Genomic DNA, 19,908 nt, shown 5'->3' on the forward strand with positions numbered 1-19,908 from the left:
GCGTTTTTTTTGGGGTGATTCGAGCCCCCCTAGCCCCCCTTAAAAAGGGGGGGACAAGATGGAGCGATCGCGTTTTTATAACCCACCATCTCCCCAATCATCGACCGATGATTTTAGTCGTAAAATTGTCGTCAATTTGTAGGGTGGGTTAGCGTCAGCGTAACCCACCGCAACCCCTTTTATCTATTTGGAAACGCGATCGCATTTTTCCAACCCCCCATCTAATTCCCTAGCGGAATGGTTTTTCCCCTAATAATTCTTATCCAAACCCGATCGCATTTCCATCTGACACGCCCCACAAACGTTAATTTTGATTAAATTGTAATCGACGATACGAAAAAAAGTTGCGCGATCGCGGAACCTGTGCTTCAAGACAATTGCTGGAGCATCTAAGTGTTAGCATTCTTAAATGATTTATTGTGGGGAAAAGTCCTCATTGTCGGTTTAATCGGTGTCGGGTTACTCTTCACCGTCGCCTCGAAATTCGTTCAGTTCCGATATTTCGGCAAAATGTTCGCCATTCTCGGAGAATCAACCCGACGCCAAGAAGGTCATCTCAGCTCATTTCAAGCCTTAGCTTTGAGCGTCGCCGGACGGGTGGGGGCCGGGAACATTGCCGGAGTCGCCGTCGCCATCACCCTCGGGGGACCGGGGGCGATTTTTTGGATGTGGCTGATTGGTTTAATCGGGATGTCTACCAGCTTCTTTGAATGTACCCTCGCCCAACTTTTTAAAGTCGCGGAACCCGACGGAACCTATCGCGGAGGCCCTGCCTATTATATCGAAAAAGGACTCGGTAAACGGTGGTTATCCGCCCTTTTTTCCGTCCTCCTCCTCGTCACCTTCGGATTTGGATTTAACGCCCTACAATCCTATACTGTCGCCACATCAATTAACGATACTTTTGGCATTTCCACCCGCATCACCGGAGTGGTTTTGATGGTCGTTTTGGGGCTGGTAATTTTCGGCGGCATCAAACGCATCGCCGAGGTCGCCGAATATGTGGTTCCGGTCATGGCAGCGGGATACTTTCTGATGGCACTGTTTGTTTTGATGACCAACTTTTCTGAAATCCCCGGCGTTTTCGCTTATATCATCAGAAATGCCTTCGGGTTACAAGAAATCGTCGGTGGCACCCTGGGCGCGACCATTATTTGGGGCGTCAAACGGGGGCTATTTTCCAACGAGGCGGGTTTGGGAAGTGCGCCCAACGTGGCGGCCGTTGCCTATGTGGAACATCCAGCAAACCAGGGAATCATCCAGGCCTTCAGCGTCTTTATCGACACGATTATTTTGTGTTCCTGCACGGCGGCGATTATCCTGCTTTCCTCGGTTTACGAACCCGGGACGGACGTGGGGGGTGTGACCATGACCCAGGCGGCGATGGGGGAACATTTGGGATGGTGGGGACAGGCGTTCGTGACGATCGCCCTGGTCTTGTTTTCCTTCACTTCCATCATTTACAATTACTATTTGGGAGAAAATAGCCTCAACTTTTTCAGCCAAGAAAATAAGCTGCTGTTCAACGGCTTTCGGGTGCTAACTTTAGCCCTGATTATTTGGGGTGCGGTGCAGGATCTCAGCACGGTCTTCGGATTCGCGGACGTGACGATGGGACTGCTGGCGATCGTCAATTTGGTCGCTTTGGTGATGCTGTTTAAAATCAGCTTGCAGGTGATGAGAGACTTCGATCGCCAAATCGCCGCCGGAGTCACCCAACCCATCTTCGACTCCGATCGCTTCCCCGGACTCAACCTCGACCGCAAAGCGTGGCCGCCGGCGAATCTGACACCGGAACTCGACCCCTCCGCTACCCCGGAAATGGGGTGAGAAGGGTGTAGGGTGTAGGGTGTAGGGTGTAGGGAATCGGGAATGGGGAATCGGTCATTTTTCATTTTTCATTTTTCATTTTCCCCGCACCCTAATTGCGGTGATTGTTCATGTAGCGAATCCTCGCCCCGGCCCACTGCAATTTTTCTCGCAGGGTTTGGTAAAACGAATAGTCCTCCCGCAGGATGATAAACTTCGCCTGACAGTCAGCCATCCGCACGTCCACCCGCTGTCCCGGCCAAATTGAAGTCGCCAACACCCCGTCCATCCACAATTTCGTATCGTGTTCGACGTCAGCCAGGGGCCAAACGCTGACCACGGAACCGGAGGGGATGACCACGGGGCGGCTCGACAGGCTGAGGGGACAGATGGGGGTGACGGTGATGGCGTCCATCCCCGGGTGAACGATGGGGCCCCCGGCCGAGGCGTTGTAGCAGGTGGAACCGGTGGGGGTGCCGACGATCAACCCGTCGCCCTGGTACTGGTCCACCACCTCGCCGTCCACCTCCATTTCCAGGATCGAGGTGGGCATCCGGTGGGCCGAGGCGGGTTTGACGCACATCTCATTCAACGCCAAAAAGCGATCGCTCACCGGCTCCAAATTGGCGCGATCGCCCTCAAAAATAGCCGCCTGCAACATCATCCGCTGCTGGACGGCGTAGCGATCCTCAAACAGGCGATCGACCGTCGCTTCCGTGTCCTCGATCTCCTCGAAGGGCTCGGTCAAAAAGCCCAGGTGTCCCCCCACGTTCGCCGCCAAAATCGGAATCCCGACTTCCGCCAAATGTCGCGCCGCCGCCAACGCCGTCCCGTCCCCCCCCAACACCACCGCCAGATCGATCGCGCCGGTACTCGAGGCGAGAAACACCGGATAGGGGTTATCTTTGGCGCCGCTCGGCCCCATGAGGACGTGACACCCCCGCTTTTCAAACTGTTTGGCGTACCGTTCCGCGCAGCGCTGGCCCTGTAGGTCCCTGGATTTGTGAGCGATAATGACCTGTTTGATCTCCACAGTCCCGATTTGATTACATCCGATCCTTGTTATTATGTCTGATCTCTTCTGGAGAGGTGCGAAAATTTTTTTGACATCGAACCGGTTCGGATACCCGGCATGAACGCTTATCCGGGAGTCTGCGATTCGCGAAGCGTACCGATCGCTTCTGTGCCGGCCGAAGATTCCGGATTCTTAATATTTGTTTACATATTGGCTCTGATATTAAGACCTGTTATTTAAAAGAGACGGTCGGAAATTGTAAAGAATTGGTCAAGGATGATTGCGGAACTTACCCCGTCTTAAAAATCGTGATATTGTTGAAAATAATTAAAAAAATTTTGTCACTTATTGGCGGTATTTTGATCCGCCAATAAGTCGAATAAAAAATTCTGCTTTCAATGTTAAATATGACAATGAAAAGAAAATTAATTGTTTTTGAAGCCAACGAAATTCCCTTCAAGGTGATCGATAGATTTTGCCAATTATTTCCCAATTCCTGTTTAGCAAAAACGCTATCGTCCTGCACCCAATTTGTCACATACGATGACTCGATCGATCGAGGTCGAACCCCGCAGCCCACATTTTCCTGGCCTTCCATCCATCGCGGCGTCAACGATCCGACTCATCAAATCTACAGTTTCAACCAAGAATTGAGCGAAGTGGACGAAATCTATCCGCCGATTTGGAAAATCTTGACTTCATCCGGCATAAAAGTGGGTTTACTCGGCGCTTTCCACTCCTATCAAAGTTTTCCCGAAACCGACGAACTCAAAGAAAACTACGCATTTTATGTTCCCGATGTGTTTTCGCAGGATGGCAAAGCCCATCCCAGTTATTTGCAAATTTTTCAAGATTATAACCTGAAAATGACGAGGGCATCGGCTCGGAATGTCGATCGCGATTTACACTTCAAAAAAATGCTCAAAATACTCGATCAAGCCCATCAATTCGGCATCCGACCATCGACGATATTGGAAATTGCAATTCACCTCATCGAGGAAAAATACCGACCTTGGGTCAGTACCCGGCGACGCAACCATCAGGTCACGTTATCCTTCGATATTTTTCTCAAACATCTGAAGCGATCGCGGCCGGACTATGCCGTTTTTTTTGCCAATAATATTGCTGCCGCCATGCACCGATACTGGGCGGCGACATTCCCGGAAGACTTTGCGACGCTCCAGGTCGATCGTGACTGGATCGACAGGTACGCTGGCGAAATCGACCGCTCCGTACTGACATTCGATCGGTGTCTGAAAACTCTCATTTCCTACGTCGATCGGCATCCCGAATACAAACTCATTTGCATGGGCGGCATCGGGCAAGCCGCCCGGGAGGCGGTCTGGTTTAATTCGGAACTTTACATTACCGATTGGTCACGGTTTATGAATTTTATGGGCGTCGAACCCGGACATTGGCGATCGATTGTCGCCATGATCCCGATGTTCAACGTACTCGTCTCTCCGGAATGTCGGTCGCAATTTCGTTCGGCCGTACAAGATCTGCGGATAGACGGCCGAGCCGTCGATGTTCGGGAACAAAAAAATGGGATGTTCGCCATGTGCCTCGGACACGCCAATCAGTCGGAAGATTGCATTTCATTTCGAGGGAAAAGGTATAATATCCGCGAATTGGGGATGGAAAATGTCGAAATTGAAGATCGTTCGTCTCGATCGGGTTATCACATCCCCACCGGATCGTTGTGGGTTTACGATCCGCTGTCGAAAAAACCGCAGTCCGATGGGAGAATGAAAATTTCGACCCTGGATATTTGTCCGACTCTACTCAGTGCTTTTAAGATTCCCGTCCCGGCTTACATGAAAGGCAATTTAGTCGAAGCCCTTCTCTGAGGCGACTCGAACCGCCATCTGAGTTAAGATAGAATGGACGCGATCGCGGAGTCGGAAAAATGGCTCATCCCGCCCTGAAAACCGTCCTCAACCTGTTTTTTAAGCCCGAGTGTCCCCTGTGCGGACGGCCGGCGGAAACCGAATTCTGCCGCTACTGCCAAACCCAACTGCTGCGGTGTCAGTTCCCCGAGGGCGGCGAGTTTCCCGGAGACGTACCCGTTTTCGTGTGGGGGCGGTACGGCGGCGCCCTCAAACGGGCGATCGCGGCGTTAAAATACGATGGCAACCCCCAAATCGCCCGACAGTTGGGATGCTGGCTGGCGGATGGGTGGCTGGGAACCCAGGAAACCCTCCCCAAAAATTTGACCGTCGTCCCCATTCCCCTGCATCCAGACAAGTTGAAAAAGCGGGGATTCAACCAGGCGGAATTGCTGGCCCGGGGGTTTTGCGAACTGACCGGATTATCCCTCAAACCCCACGGTTTGGAACGGGTGCGGGACACGGAAGCCCTGCACGGTTTGTCATCCGCAGAGCGCCAAAAAAACCTGCAAAATGCCCTGCGGGTGGGAAAAGATCGCCCCCCCCGCCCCAATTCTGTTTTAATTTTAGACGATATTTATACCACCGGGGCGACGGTCAACGCCGCCCTGCGAGCCTTCAAAACCCATCGCATCCCCGTCGCCGGAGTCGTCGCTTTGGCGACCACAAACACGCCGCCACCCCGGCAGCGATCGCGCCCCAAATCTCATTAAAAAAAATTTCGGGTATTTGAGAACATGGAATGGAGATATTTGCCTCTTTAAATATCGACAGTTTCACCTCCATTCACCGCAGCCAAGATGCGACGGTTTATCGGGCGGTTCGGAAGTGCGATCGCGCCCGGATTATTGTCAAAGTTATCAATTCCGAATCCCCCACCCCCGAGGTGATTTATCGCCACAATCGAGAATATGAAATCACCCGCAATCCCGCCTGCGATTTTATCGTCAAAGCCGAGAGTTCAGAGGTGTATTACCACCGGCGGGCGATCGTATTTGAAGACTTCGGCGGCTCATCCTTGGAACAATTAATTCGCACCTCGGGGGGATTTTGGGGAGACAACTATACCCTGGAATCATTTTTGAGATTGGCGATGCAAATTGCTGGGGCGGTGGAACAAATTCACGCCCGCCATATCGTCCACAATAATTTGAATGTTTCCCACATTATTTTAAACCCCAAAAGCCGGAAATTGAAAGTCATCAGTTTCGGCAGTGCGACCATTGTAAACGTCGATTTTTCTAGCAGAAAATCCGCCAAAGAAATTGACATAATTTTTAAACCCAACCGCGTCGAAGCGGCGGATAGAAGCGATCGCCCCCCGGACTTTGAACCGGACTTTTACGGTTTGGGACAAATTTTTTATCAACTGTTGACGAGCCGGCTGCTGTGGGAGATTGACGACCCCGTATCCTGGCTCGACGGCAGGCTTCAACAGTCGCCGATTTCCCCGTCAAAAATCTGTCCGGAAATTCCAGAATCCCTCTCCGATTTGATCCTGCGCCTACTTTCCAGAACCCCGGAAAATCGGGAACTGAGCGCCGCAGAAATACGGCTGAACTTGGAAGAAATATTGGCGGCGATTCCGGGACATTATAACCCCGATATTTTGCTGCCAATAATCGAAAAAAAAAATTACCCCAAAAATTGTGAAAAATATAAATCTACAAAAAATGGGGGGGATTTGTTTTACTTTCACCATTCAAATCTGGTCTATTTTTACCAGATAGGGGATTACGATTTGGCTCGCAATCACGCCGATTTAGCCCGACAATGCATCGACGACAATTCCCGATTTTTGTACTTCGGAGATTATCAGTTTTATCGCGGGCTCGCCCTGGCGGCCGTCGCCCGGACAGCCGAACCCGAAGAACGGGGACGGATCGCCTCTCAAATTGACGAGATCCGCGCCGAGATGGCCGCTTGGGCGAAGCAGGACGCCGGCAATTTTGAACACCGATTGATGTTGGTGGCGGCGGAACGCGATCGCCTCTGTGGAGAGATATTGCGGGCGGAAGAAAACTACGAGCAAGCCATTTCCGGAGCCATCGAAATCGGCTCCATCCACGACGAAGCCCTCGCCTGCGAATTAGCCGCCGACTTCTACCGATCGCGGCAGTTGGAGCGCATTTTCAGTTGCTATATAAAAGCCGCCCACGACGCCTATTCCCGCCTGCAATTCACCGCCAAAGTCAAAGATCTCGAAACCCGCCACCCCCAGATTTTGACCCCGAGTCCCCCCAGTCAACCCGAACGCTTCACCGTCGAAAAGAGCGGCGCTTCGAGTGCGGTGAATCTCGGCCGCGTCCTGCAAGCCTACCAAACCCTGTCCGGGGAAATTATTTTGGCGACCCTGCTGGCCAAAACCATGAAAATCCTGATCGAAAATACCGGGGCCGAAATCGGCTACCTGCTGCTGTCCTTTTCCCCCGAATCCGAAGCCGAAGCGTCCGGGCCGTGGCGGATCGAGGCGATCGCGGAAATGGACGTCGAGCGCGTCACCGTCCTGCGATCGATCCCCTTGGACACCCTCGCCGACCGCCAATTTCCCAAATCCGTCGTCCGCCACGTCGCCGACACCCGGGAGTCCGTCGTCCTCAACGAAGCCGTCCGGGACGGCCGCTGGCTCGGGGACGAATACATCAAAACCCAGCGACCCCAGTCGCTCCTGTGCGCTCCCCTGGTCCGCAAGCGGCAACTGATGGGTATCCTCTACCTCGAAAACAACCAAATGGCGGACGTCTTCACGGCCGAACGCATCGAAATTTTGAGCCTGCTGTCGGCCCAAGTCGCCATTTCCCTCGAAAACGCCTTCCTCTACAAAACCCTCGAACAAAAAGTCGGCGAACGCACCGCCGAACTCTCCCAAACCCTTGAACATCTCAAAGCCACCCAAAATCAACTCGTCGAGGCCGAAAAAATGGCGGCCCTGGCGGGGTTGGTCGGCGGCGTGGCCCACGAGATCAACACCCCGGTGGGGACGGGAATCCTGGCCGCCTCTTTCCTCGCCGGCGAAACCGACAAATTCGCCCAACTCTGTCGGTCCGGGTCCTTGAAGCGATCGGCCCTCAACGCCTATCTGGAAGTCGCCGCCGAAAGCAGCCAACTGATTTTGGAGAATCTCCAGCGGGCCGCGAGGCTGGTGCAGAGCTTCCAGAAAGTCGCCGTCGATCAGACCTCCCTGGAGCGGCGCACCTTCGCCCTGAAGCCCTATTTGGAGGAAATCCTCCTCAGCCTCGGCCCCAAGTTCAAACGCACCGCCCACCGCATCTCGGTTGAAGGAGATGAGACAATAGAAATTGACAGTTATCCCGGTGCCTTGTCTCAAATTATTACGAACTTGGTGATGAATTCCTTGATTCACGCCTACGAACCGTCCCAATCGGGTCAGTTGCGATTGCAGGTGGCGGCACTCGGCGATCGCTTTACCATCCGATACGGCGACGACGGCCGCGGCATCCCGGCCGAACATTTGGGCAAAATTTTCGACCCCTTCTTCACGACCGGCCGCAGTCGTGGCGGCAGCGGTTTGGGTTTGCACATCGTCTACAACTTGGTGACTCAGACCTTGAAAGGGACGATCCGCTGCGAGAGTCGGGAAAATGTCGGCACCGAGTTTATGATCGACTGTCCTTGCACTCCGGAGTGATATCATATCCGCTAAAATAGTTTTAATAAAAACTATTTTTGTCAGTAATTGGACGCTCGGCAATCGATATGATAACTGACGCTCTCAACTGGAGATAACACAAGTATCGCCCTCGTGTATTAACGTCCTCGACAAGACTCGAAAACCCCACCCAGCCCTATAACTCCCACAGGCGATGCTCCGGTCGCCTTGGCACTGAAGTAGAGAAAGACGACCTATGAACGATCGCAATTCCCAACCCAATTCTCCCGAAGATGACGACCTTTTAATCATCGAAGACGAAGGGGAAGTCCCCGCTCCGGGGACGACCAATCGAGCCGGGTCGGAGCCGGCTTGGAAAATGATGCTGGTGGATGACGATCCCGACGTTCACCGGGCGACGAAACTGATTTTAAAAAACGTCACCTTTGAAAATAAACCCCTAAGTTTTATCTGTGCCCATTCTGCCGCGGAAGCCCGGACGGCGATCGCCGCTCACCCGGACACCGCCGTTTTGTTGTTAGACGTGGTGATGGAAACCGACGATGCCGGCTTGGAGTTGGTCAAATATATCCGAAAACAGCTCAAAAACGAGTTCGTCCGCATCATTTTAAAAACCGGACATCCGGGAAAAGCCCCCCCCAGCTCCGCCATCGTCGAATATGATATCAACGACTATCAAACCAAAGTCGAGATGACCCAACAAAAGTTGATCGCGACGGTCATCTTCGCCCTGCGTTCCTACCGAGATATCCTCCACCTCGAAGGGAGTCGCCGTGCCCTGCAGGAACTCAATCAAAATTTACATCTGTTGGTGGAAGAACGCACCCGAGAGCTGACCGAACAAAATCAAAATTTGCAGCGGGAAATCGACCGGCGGCAACAGCTCGAACGGGATCTCGTCGAGAGCAATGCGAAATTTAAGGGAATTTTGGATATCGCCGAAGAAGCGATTATTTCCCTCGGGGAAGACCAGCGAATCATCCTCTTCAACCAGGGGGCGGAACGGATTTTCGGATATGCCGTCGCAGAGGTGATGGGACGGCCCCTGGACATTTTACTGCCGGAAGGAGTGCGAGCCATCCACCGGCGGCACGTCAGCAATTTCGGCGCCGAGGCGACCGCCGCCTGCAATATGAAAGGACGGCGGGAAATCGTCGGACTGCGGAAAAATGGAGATGTCTTCCCGGCCGAAGTTTCCATTTCTCGGCTGCCATTGCAGACCGGGGTGGTTTACACCGCCATCTTGCAGGATATCAGCGATCGCAAACGGGTCGAAGACGCCCTGAAACGATTGAATCAAGACCTAGAAAACCGCGTCGCCAACCGCACCCGCGAACTGCAAGAAAAAATCGAGCAACAGCGGCGCGTCGAAATGGCCCTGCGGGAGAGCGAAGAAAAATTCCGCCAGTTCGCCGAAACCATCCGGGAAGTCTTTTTTATGGTGTCCCGGGCGGGAGAAACCCTCTACGTCAGCCCCGCTTACGAAGAGATTTGGGGCCGAAGTTGCCAGAGCCTGTACCGAGATCCGCAATCCTGGTTCGAGGCGATCGAGCCAGACCATCGGGAGGAGGTCGAAAAGGCGATCCGAGGCCACATTCGCCGGCCGAAACCTTTCGAGGTCGAGTACCCCATCCGCCGTCCCGACGGGGAACGCCGCTGGATTCGCGCCCGCTCCTTTCCCATCGCCGACGGGGGCGGACAGATCTACCGCTTCGCCGGCATCGCCGAAGACATCACCGATCGCAAACGGGACCGGGACGAACTGCAGGCCCGGGAAACCGCCCTGCGGGAACTGTACCAGATCGCCGTCGCCCCCCACCTCGCCTTCGAGCAGCGGCTGCAAGCCCTGCTGTCGATGGGGCGGCTGCACTTCAGTTTGGAGGTGGGGATTCTCTTCCACATCCGGGGCGCGCGCTGCCAGGTGGTCGCCGCCCAGACTCCCCCCGACTTCCCCCGCCCCATCCCGGCCGAAACTGTATTTCCCCTGCGGGATACCTTCTGCCACCGCACCTTCGAGACATCCGAACCCGTTGGCATCACCGACGCGGAACACTCCCCGGATTGGGAGGCCCACCCCGCCTGCCACCAGTTCGGATTGAAATCCTATCTGGGGGTGCGGATTGTGGTGGCGGGGAAACCCTACGGTACCCTGAGTTTTTCCGGGCGTCTCCCCCGCCAACCCTTCAACAACCACGAATTGCAACTCCTACAACTGATCGCCATGTGGGTGGGGGGCGAAATCGAACGCCAGCAGTCGAAGGCCAGCCTGGAACAGGAATTTCAAAAAACCCTCCTCCAACAGCAGATCACCGATCGCATCCGGGAGAGCATCGAGAGCCACCCCATCGTCCAGGCGACGGTGAGTTTGGTGGGGGAAGCCTTCGAGGTGAACCGCTGCCTGATCCACCGCTACCCAGCCGAGTCCGACGGCGGAATCGCGATCGTGGCGGAATATTTGCACGGGGCCTTCGAGTCCATGCTTGCGGTGGAAGTGCCCCGCCGGCCGGACAACCCCCACCTCGATCGCCTATTGGCTCAGGATCGGGCGATCGCCTCCCCGGACGTCTACGCTGACCCCCTGCTCGCGCCTCAAGTAGACCTGTGCCGCCGGACGAGTTTGAAATCCATGTTGAGCGTCCGCACCTCCTACAAGGGGGAACCCAATGGGGTGATCACCCTGCAACAGTGCGATCGCTTCCGGGAGTGGACCGACGACGAGATCGAACTCATCGAAGCGATCGCCCGCCAGGTGGGCATCGCCCTCGCCCAGGCCTCCCTCCTGGAGCGGGAGCAGTGGCACAAACACCAACTCGAAGACAAAAATCGCGCCCTGTCCGAGGCGACCCGCCGCGCCGAAGCCGCCAGCTTGGCTAAGAGCCAATTTTTAGCCAACATGAGCCACGAGATCCGCACCCCCATGAACGCCATCCTGGGGTTCTGCGACCTCCTGCAAGGACTCGTCTGCGAACCCCGCCAGCAGACCTACGTCCGCTCCATCGCCTCCAGTGGGAAAACCCTCCTGGCCCTGATCAACGACATCCTCGACCTGTCCAAAATCGAGGCGGGGAAAATGGAACTCCAGAATGAACCCGTTGACCTGCGGGCTTTGGTGGCGGAAATCGGCCAGATTTTCTCCCAAAAAGCGGCCGAACAAAACCTGCAACTTCAGATCGACGTAGCCGAAGACATCCCCCGGGCGATCGGGTTTGACGAAGTGCGGCTGCGGCAGATCCTATTGAATGTGGTCGGCAACGCCCTCAAATTCACCGATTCCGGGTCTGTTACGATTTCGGTCTGCGCCCGCCCCGAGGCCGGGGAGGTCGGTTCCGGGGGGCGATCGACTGTTACCGTCGAAATTGCCGTCGCCGATACGGGCATCGGCATCGCCCCCGAACAGCAACAGCGGATTTTCGAGAGCTTCATGCAGAGCGAAGGGCAGAGTACCCGCAAATACGGCGGGTCGGGGCTGGGGTTGGCGATTACCCGCCGGTTGACGCAAATGCTGGGGGGGACGATCCGCCTGGACAGCGAAGTGGGCCGGGGCAGCACCTTCACCTTCCGGTTTCCGGGGGTGAATCTGGCGAACCCGTTGCCCGAAACCGAGATCGCGGATGGGGCGGATGACGATTTGAATCGCCTCGCCCGGAGCACCATTTTGGTCGTCGATGACGTGCAGTCGAACCTGGACCTGATGCGGGGATATTTTGCCAATTCTCACCACAAACTGTTGTTGTGCAAAAATGGGTGGGAAGCCATCCACCAAGCCCAAAATTATCGTCCCGACCTGATTTTGATGGACCTGCGGATGCCCCATCTCGACGGCTGGGAGGCGACTAAATATCTGAAAGAAAATCCGGACACCCGGGACATCCCGATCGTCATCCTCACCGCTTCTTCTTTAGATCGCGATCGCCGAGAAATCGCCAGCCTCCACAACGGATTCCTGCACAAACCCGTCAGCCGCCGCGAGTTATTTTTGGCTTTGAAAAAACAACTTCCCAAACCGCCCGCCAATTCCTCGCCGTCTCCCGCCCCGGAGGCACCCCGGGATTCCCCGGAGGCTGGCCCGATCGCCGAACTGCTTGCCAAACTCGAGTGCCAAGAGAAAACCGTCTGGCCGGAACTGCACAGGACCCTCAAAATGCGGGACCTGCAGGCTTTTTCCGACTGCCTGATGGATTGGGCTCACGCCTACCCCTACGCCCCCCTGGTGGATTACGCCTCGACTCTGAGCATCCAACTGCAAGAGTTTGACTGGGACAAAATCCCCCGGACGGTGAAACGCTTTCCCGAAGTCCGCCGTACCCTTCTCGATCGCGATCGCCCTTAACTGTTCATCCAACTATGAAATTTACTCTCCCCCCCCTCCCCAAATGGCTGTCGTCGTCCGTCCCCAAACTGAAATGGTCTTCTTTTGGCGCCCTGCTGTTGCTGAGTGCGGCGGGGTACTTGGGAAATTACTTCAAATGGCCGCTGTTTTTCGGGGTCGATTTCCTCTTCGGCAGCATCGCCAGTTTGATCGCCGTCTACACCTACGGTATCTTTTGGGGCACCCTCGTCGCCGCGATCGTGGGCAGCTATTCTTACGTCCTCTGGGGACACCCCTACGCCACGATCATTTTTACCTGCGAAGCCCTGTTCGTCGGACAAGCGTTGCGGCATCGACAACAGAGCATGGCCTGGTGGGATGGGATTTATTGGGTGGCGATCGGAATTCCTTTGGTGGGGATATTCTACGGATATGTCCTGCCCATCTCGCTCCAAGGGACCCTCGTCGTCGCCCTCAAACAGGCGATTAACGGCATTTTTAACGCCCTCATCGCCGATTTGATCGTCACTTACCTGCCCTTCCGACACCGCCGGGGAACCCTCTCCTTCGAGCGGACGCTGTTAAATTTGCTCGTGGCTTTCGTGTTATTTCCATCCCTGGCGTTGACGGTGTTTCACGGTCAACAAATGCTGGAAAATTTGGAAACCGAAATTAAAACCGAACTGAAAGCTACATCGGTTCCCTTGGTGAATAGCCTGCATTTGTGGTATCAACAATACTACCATGCCGCCCGAGAATTGGTCTGGATTCTCTCGGAATCCCCCGAGGATTTGTCCCTGTTACAAAACACCACCGAACTGATCCATCGCTCCTTTCCATCTTTCCTCAATTTGACGGTCACGAATTCATCCGGGAAGATTATCGCGGCCTATCCCGCCCAAAATTCCCGGGGCGAATCGGTCATCGGCCGCCGCGTATTGAGTCCGACGGAGATGGCGCAAATCGTCGCCACCAAATCCCCTCAGATCGTCGATTTTCTCGACCCGGGAGAAGGGGAACAAGCGTCCCTGAGAATCCTGCTGCCCGTATTCGAGAACTCGGTTTCCGGGACGGATTGGGTGGGGATTGTGTATGGGACCGTAGCGATCGAACAACTGGCGGAATTTCTGGAGATCAACACCCCCCGCCCAGAAATGGACGCGATTTTACTGGACCGAGACAACCGGGCGATCGTCGTGAGCACCGCATCTTCGGTGCCGGCGGGAAACATCTTCAATCTCCACGAAACGGGCGAACTCGTCGTCCTCGACGACCGAGTTTCCCACTGGTTCCCTCCACCCGTTTCTCCGACGATGGTACGGCGGCGACAATCGTTTTATTTTTTGGAAGCCCCCCTGGAAATCCCCGGGTTGTCCTGGCGCGTTCTCCTGCGGATCACGCCGATCCCTTACATTGACTATCTCGAAGGAATTTATATCCGAAATTTGACGATCATGTTGGTGATTTTTCTGATCGCTTTGCTCGTGTCGGTCAAGATCTCCCACCAACTGGCGACGCCGCTGTTGAAATTGGCGACCGTCACCACGAATTTACCGCAAAAACTGACGGGACGTGGCGGCGCGATCGGCGACAGCGCACCGATCGCCCCCCAGCCCGGCCGGATTCGGGAAATTCAGATTTTGTGGGAAAATTTTCAGCACATGGTCGGGGCGCTGCAAGAACAGTTCGACGCGATCCGTCGCGCCAACGAAACCCTGGACCGCCGGGTTCAGGAACGGACCCGGGAACTGCTGCAACTCAACCGGGAACTGACGGAGGCGAAGGAGGCGGCGGAGGTAGCCAGCCGCTCGAAAAGCGAGTTTCTCGCCAACATGAGCCACGAAATCCGCACGCCGATGAATGCCATCCTCGGATTTGCCGAACTGCTCAAAGATCGGGTCGAAGATCCGAAAGCGTCCGCCTATATCAGCTCCATCGCGGACAGCGGGAAGACGCTGTTGGTGCTCATCGACGATATTTTGGATCTGTCTAAAATTGAGGCGGGCAAACTTAACCTGCACTATGAACCGATCCGGTTGAGGAATCTGGTTGAAGAGATCCGCGAGATCCTGTCCGCCCAAGCCACTCGAAAAGGCCTGGGACTGGCTGTCAACATCGCCCCCACGGTTCCGGAGGCGATCGCCTTCGACGGGATTCGCCTCCGACAGATCCTGTTCAACGTGGTGGGAAATGCGATCAAATTTACGGAGCGGGGACGGGTGACGATTTCCGTCAACGCCCAAACTTATTCCCAGGATGACGGCAACCGGACTTGGCTGGAAATTGCGGTCGAAGATACGGGCATCGGCATCGCCCCGGAGGAGCGGCGGCGCATTTTTGAGGCGTTTACCCAGTCCGACGGGCAGACGACCCGCCAGTACGGGGGGACGGGGTTGGGGTTGGCTATTACACAGCGGTTGACGGAGATGTTGGACGGGCGAATTTTCTTGGAAAGTCAGGTGGGGGTGGGGAGCCGATTCACGTTCATTTTTCCCCGCGTCGCCATCGCCGAGCGGGTTTCCTCGCCGGAAGTCGAGGCGACGGACGTCAATTTTAACCGGTTGCGGGCTTCGACGATTTTGGTGGCGGACGACATCGAATCCAACCGCCAGTTGATCGGGGACTATCTGGCGGGGACGCACCACCGCCTGATATTCGCCCAGGACGGACCCGAGGCGATCGCCCGGGTGCACTCTCAACGGCCTGATGTGATTTTATTGGATTTGCGAATGCCCAAACTGGACGGAAAAGCGGTTTTAAAACAATTGAGGGAAGATGAGAACACTCGAAGGATTCCGGTGATTATTTTGACGGCATCCGTGCAGTTGGATGAACAGTTGGAGTTGGAACCCCTCTGCCAGGGTTTTCTGCGGAAACCGGTGAATCGCAAATGCCTGGTGTCAGCACTCAAACAGATTTTACCCCAGGCCCCCCCCCGAATCCCCCCCCAGAACGCGGAGGAGGCGATCGCGTTCTCTGCGCCACTCGCGCCGGAGGAACCCGACAAGGGACTCCGGCGGGACGAACTGCTCGAAAAGTTGACTCGGGAAGAACAGACCTCCTGGCCCCAACTGTGCCGGACGATGAAAATGCGGGAGTTGCGAGAGTTTGCCCGCCACCTGCGGGATTGGGGGTCGGAGTACCGCTCTGGCCTACTCCTGGACTACGCCGCTGAGCTCGAAACCCAACTGGAAGGGTTTGATTGGGATCGCATACCCGGGACGCTGAAACGGTTTCCGGAAATTCGGCAGTCTCTCTCCGGGATCATTGACAATTGATCATTGATAATTATCAAATTTTGACAGTATTTTTTTGCTAGAATCAACAAGTGATAGTCTGAATCGACACCCGTGTACAGTGGAATCTTTTAATCCAGAAAATTTTCTCATTCTCATCGTTGATGATGTCAGCAAGAATTTACAAGTCGTCGGGGCAATGCTCGATGAGGTGGGTTATGCGACCACCTTTGCGACCAGCGGAAAACAGGCGATCGAACGGGTCAAAACGGCGAACCCGGACTTGATTTTATTGGATTTGATGATGCCGGAGATCAACGGTTTGCAGGTGTGCGAACATTTGAAAGCTGACCCCCTGCACGCGGAAATCCCGATCATCTTTCTGACAGCCAGCAACGACTCTCAACACCTGCTGCAAGCCTTCGGCCAGGGCGCCGTCGATTACGTCACCAAACCCTACAAGGCGCCGGAACTCCTCGCCCGGGTGAAAACTCACTTGGAACTCAAGTACACCCGGGATGAGTTAAAAAAGGCTCTGGTGGAGTTGGAGACCCTGGCGACGACGGACTCCCTGACGGGTATCTCCAACCGTCGCCACCTTCTGACGTTGGCGGAGCGGGAATTTCAACGCGCCCAGCGGTATCGGAACCCGTTTTCGATACTGATGTTGGATATCGACCATTTCAAGTCCATTAACGATACCTACGGCCACGCGACGGGAGATGAAGCCCTGAAACTGATGGCCGACGTGACCCGAAATGCCCTGCGGCAGGTGGATATTTTCGGGCGCTTCGGGGGGGAGGAGTTCGTGGTCTTTTTGCCGGAAACGCCACTCCCGGATGCCGTGACGGTGGCCGATCGCATCCGGGAGGCGATCGCGTCGGTGTCGGTGGCTATGGACGATGCCGCGATTCGGATGACGGTGAGCATCGGGGTGGCGACCTACCAAACCGAGGAACCCAACCTCGACACCCTGCTGATGCGGGCGGACAAGGCCCTCTACGAGGCCAAGCAGCGGGGCCGCGATCGCGTGGTTGCCGATCCTACGAATTAGTTTCCCGCCGGCCGAGCAGCCAGTAGGTGGTCATGTTCCCCTTGCCTTTGATGGGGATAATGCCCCGTTTTTCGAGGACGTAGCGATCGCCCAACAGTCGATAAGTCGGTTCGCCAACCTGAATTTTCCCCGCTTCCCCCTGGGATTCCATGCGGCTGGCGACGTTGACCGCATCCCCCCACAAATCATAGGTAAATTTTTTCAAGCCGATCACCCCCGCCACCACCGGACCGGTATTGATGCCGATGCGGATGTCGAATCCCCGGTCGAGTTGATGTCGGAACTCGCGGACAACTCGCTGCATTTCCAGGGCCAAATCCGCGATCGCCGTGGCGTGGTCGGGTCTGGGGGTGGGAATCCCGCCCACCACCATGTAGGCGTCGCCGATGGTTTTGATTTTTTCCAACCCATATTTATCCGTGAGGCGATCGAAGGCTGAAAAAATTTGATTGAGTAAATTCACTAATTCCGTAGGAGATACTTGGGAACTAAGTCCGGTGAAGTCGGTGATGTCCGCGAACAAAATCGTCGCCTGGGCAAACCCATCGGCGATACAACCGGGGGTCTGTTTCAACCGGTCGGCGATCAGATCGGGGAGGATATTGAGCAGCAGGGTTTCTGATTTTTCTTTCTCGAGTCGCAGGGCTTCTTCTGCTTGGTGTTGTTGGGCGATCGCCTGACCGACGCGATCGTACATTTGAATAAAAGCGCCGATCACCTCTCCGAGTTCGTCCCGGCGATGGACGGAATGGCTGTAAAATTGTGGGGGCGGTCGGTTGCCACTGAGGGCTTCTCCTGCTTGGGTTAAATCCTCTCGTAAATTCAGGATCGGCAAAATCACCAAATAATTGAGGACGATCATCGTCGCCCCGGTGACAAATACAGAAATAATCAAAACCAGTCCCGCAATTCGCAGCACGAAATACCACACCTCGCGGGAGACGTCGGAGGCATCGTGGCGGAGAATAATTGTATAATCATCGAGGGGAAACACATCGCAGGCGAGATCGTAGCGATCGCCTTGGAGAGTTTGTAAGTACAGGCGCTGCCCCTCCCGAGCCGCTTCAAAGGACAAGGCGGGCGGTTCACCAAAGATCCCGATTAGTTCTCCGTCGGAGGTGTAGAGAGTACCACCCACCACGTCGGGATTCATGCGATGCAGGTTTCGCAGTTGTTCCAGGAAATCCGCCGGGGACTGATGGGGGTAGGTTGCCACAATCCAGGCAATTTTTCCCGAGGAGAGGCGGTGGTATTGGGCCAGCAACTCTTGCTGGCGACGGTACACCGAGGGGATGAGAATGATCGCTTCGATCAAAACGATGCTGGTGGCGATCCAAAATGTGATCCGCCGGGACAGTCTGGCTCTGAGCAATCTGACGAGTTCTGATAGGAGTTTGGATGTCATCGGATGTCGGAGGTGGGAGTTTCGGGGTGCGGGAGTGGTAGATGTGCACCCGCTCCCCGGAAAGGTTTTTTTATGCATCTGATTTGGACACCCCGAACCGGTTTCCAGAATACCCGGGGCACTCCCCAACTGTTTCAAGGCGGGGCGGGGTTTTTCCGGTCGGGCGATCGAGCATCTCGCCCAGTTCCGATACAATCAAATCAAAATCGATCCGATTTTTCTTGATTGTGCAAATATCTTTATTATGCAAATATGACAGTCGATCCGAATTCAACTCAACCGCCACAACCCAATGAGACTGCAGATAGCCCCAATGGGACGATCGCCACTGCCCTGGAAATGACATCCGTTCCAGGCAATGGGGAGGGGTTCTCCCTGGGAGATGGGGCGCAATTGCCCCAGGAGGCTTCACCTTCTGATGGTAGCGCGGATGCGATGTCACCTCGACTGAGCAATTGGCCGGCTTCCGTACTCACTTTGGGCGCGATCGCCGTGATGATTTTGGGGTTGGCGATCGATAATGTTTGGGTGGGATATGTCAGCGCCATCATCGCCATTTCGGCCGCGTTGCTGATTATCTGGCCGAGTTGGGGCAAGATCTGGACGACGCTGATCCCTTCGGTGTGGCGGAGTTTGATCGTTGCCAGCTTCGGGATTTTGGCCGGAATCACCGGGTTGCTGATGTTGAGCGGGTCTAACACGGACCTCGGCAGCCGCAATATTGTCATTAACTGGGACGCCATCGGGGCCCTCGGGGAACTGATCGGCGCTTTGGGTCAGATTATGATTGCGATTTTGGCGGTTTATGTGGCTTGGCGTCAATATGTGATTTCTCGGGATTTGACGATTCAGCAGAACCGCATCACCCAACAGCAGACGATTGATGCTTACTTTCAGGGGGTGTCGGATCTGGCTTTGGGGGAACAGGGGTTGTTGGAAGATTGGCCCCAGGAACGGGTGATTGCCGAAGGACGCACGGCGGCGATTATTCGCAGCGTGGATGCGGAGGGGAAGGCGAAGATTTTGCGGTTTTTGTCCCAGGCGCGGCTGATTACTCCCCTGAAACGCGATCGCCATTTGGGACGCCCGATTTTGGACGGCAACGGCAGCTATGCAGAAGATCGGGCTACGGGTATCCGGGTGATTGATTTGGGGGCGATGTTGGCGGGAGCAGACTTGGCTAATATGGATTTGCGGCGCACCGATTTGGGCGAGGCGAATTTGGTGCGGGCGAATTTGAGCGGTTGCGATCTGGTGCGGGCGAATCTTTCCCGTTCCATTCTCTTCGAGGCGAACCTCTCGCGGGCAAATTTGCGATCGGCTAAGTTTTTCTATGGCTCGGCGGAAACGGCGAGCCCCCGCACCCGCACGTTGATTCCCGACTACGCCACGGGTTACAACACCGGGGCGGTGGTGGAAAATGTCGATTTTACGGGGGTTCTGAACCTGTTGGAGGAGAATCGTTACTATTGCTGCGCCTGGTGCGGTTCTAAGGCTCGGGAGACGATTCCGGGAGGATGCGAGGGGATTCCCAACAAGTTGGGAAGATGAGAAAACCCC

10 protein-coding genes are annotated in these 19,908 nt (G+C 55.2%); 8 read left to right on the forward strand and 2 right to left on the reverse strand.

Annotated features, from left to right (window positions below; genetic code table 11):
* The first annotated feature begins 393 nt into the window (after positions 1–393).
* Positions 394–1,830, forward strand: coding sequence for an alanine/glycine:cation symporter family protein (locus tag AC0QHF_RS27060; RefSeq protein ID WP_324707390.1), 1,437 nt, complete (start codon positions 394–396; stop codon positions 1,828–1,830).
* Positions 1,831–1,921: 91 nt separating this feature from the next.
* Here the strand turns inward: AC0QHF_RS27060 and AC0QHF_RS27065 are convergent, their stop codons facing one another.
* On the reverse strand, positions 1,922–2,842 hold the full coding sequence (locus AC0QHF_RS27065) for an NAD(+) kinase (RefSeq protein WP_324707391.1): 921 nt from the start codon (positions 2,840–2,842) through the stop codon (positions 1,922–1,924).
* Positions 2,843–3,237: 395 nt separating this feature from the next.
* Between AC0QHF_RS27065 and AC0QHF_RS27070 the strand changes: the two genes are divergently transcribed.
* The 6 genes from AC0QHF_RS27070 (at position 3,238) to AC0QHF_RS27095 (ending at position 16,943) form a co-directional block, all read left to right on the forward strand.
* The gene (locus tag AC0QHF_RS27070) at positions 3,238–4,674 is read left to right on the forward strand and encodes a hypothetical protein (protein WP_324707392.1); all 1,437 of its coding nucleotides are present in this window, start codon (positions 3,238–3,240) and stop codon (positions 4,672–4,674) included.
* A gap of 59 nt (positions 4,675–4,733) precedes the next feature.
* A complete protein-coding gene (locus AC0QHF_RS27075; RefSeq protein ID WP_324707393.1) occupies positions 4,734–5,426 on the forward strand; it encodes a ComF family protein in 693 nt (230 codons plus the stop codon).
* A gap of 29 nt (positions 5,427–5,455) precedes the next feature.
* Positions 5,456–8,362, forward strand: a complete 2,907-nt coding sequence (locus tag AC0QHF_RS27080) for an ATP-binding protein (protein WP_324707394.1) — start codon at positions 5,456–5,458, stop codon at positions 8,360–8,362.
* A 217-nt stretch (positions 8,363–8,579) separates the two neighbouring features.
* Entirely contained in the window at positions 8,580–12,674 is a 4,095-nt protein-coding gene (locus AC0QHF_RS27085) for a PAS domain S-box protein (protein WP_324707395.1), read from the forward strand.
* A 14-nt stretch (positions 12,675–12,688) separates the two neighbouring features.
* Positions 12,689–15,931: an ATP-binding protein gene (locus AC0QHF_RS27090; RefSeq protein ID WP_324707396.1), complete on the forward strand. Its 3,243-nt coding sequence runs from the start codon at positions 12,689–12,691 to the stop codon at positions 15,929–15,931.
* A gap of 79 nt (positions 15,932–16,010) precedes the next feature.
* Positions 16,011–16,943 carry a diguanylate cyclase gene (locus AC0QHF_RS27095; protein ID WP_324707397.1) on the forward strand — a complete coding sequence of 311 codons (933 nt, stop codon included), beginning with the start codon at positions 16,011–16,013 and terminating at the stop codon, positions 16,941–16,943.
* On the opposite strand, the gene AC0QHF_RS27100 is transcribed toward AC0QHF_RS27095, so the two are convergent.
* Positions 16,933–18,348 (reverse strand): adenylate/guanylate cyclase domain-containing protein, encoded by a 1,416-nt coding sequence (locus tag AC0QHF_RS27100; protein ID WP_375341469.1) that lies wholly within the window; start codon positions 18,346–18,348, stop codon positions 16,933–16,935. The two genes, AC0QHF_RS27095 and AC0QHF_RS27100, sit on opposite strands and share 11 nt — an antisense overlap.
* Positions 18,349–18,600: 252 nt before the next feature.
* On the opposite strand from AC0QHF_RS27100, the gene AC0QHF_RS27105 reads away from it, so the two are divergent.
* Positions 18,601–19,899 carry a pentapeptide repeat-containing protein gene (locus tag AC0QHF_RS27105; protein ID WP_324707398.1) on the forward strand — a complete coding sequence of 433 codons (1,299 nt, stop codon included), beginning with the start codon at positions 18,601–18,603 and terminating at the stop codon, positions 19,897–19,899.
* Positions 19,900–19,908: the final 9 nt, after the last annotated feature.

The organism is Lyngbya sp. CCY1209 (assembly GCF_055795065.1).

Coding starts and splice junctions, on each gene's coding strand:
- AC0QHF_RS27070 (WP_324707392.1), top strand. CDS start 3,238: ATGAAAAGAAAATTAATTGTTTTTGAAGCCAACGAAATTCCCTTCAAG.
- AC0QHF_RS27075 (WP_324707393.1), top strand. CDS start 4,734: ATGGCTCATCCCGCCCTGAAAACCGTCCTCAACCTGTTTTTTAAGCCC.
- AC0QHF_RS27080 (WP_324707394.1), top strand. CDS start 5,456: ATGGAGATATTTGCCTCTTTAAATATCGACAGTTTCACCTCCATTCAC.
- AC0QHF_RS27085 (WP_324707395.1), top strand. CDS start 8,580: ATGAACGATCGCAATTCCCAACCCAATTCTCCCGAAGATGACGACCTT.
- AC0QHF_RS27090 (WP_324707396.1), top strand. CDS start 12,689: ATGAAATTTACTCTCCCCCCCCTCCCCAAATGGCTGTCGTCGTCCGTC.
- AC0QHF_RS27100 (WP_375341469.1), bottom strand. CDS start 18,348: ATGACATCCAAACTCCTATCAGAACTCGTCAGATTGCTCAGAGCCAGA.
- AC0QHF_RS27105 (WP_324707398.1), top strand. CDS start 18,601: ATGACAGTCGATCCGAATTCAACTCAACCGCCACAACCCAATGAGACT.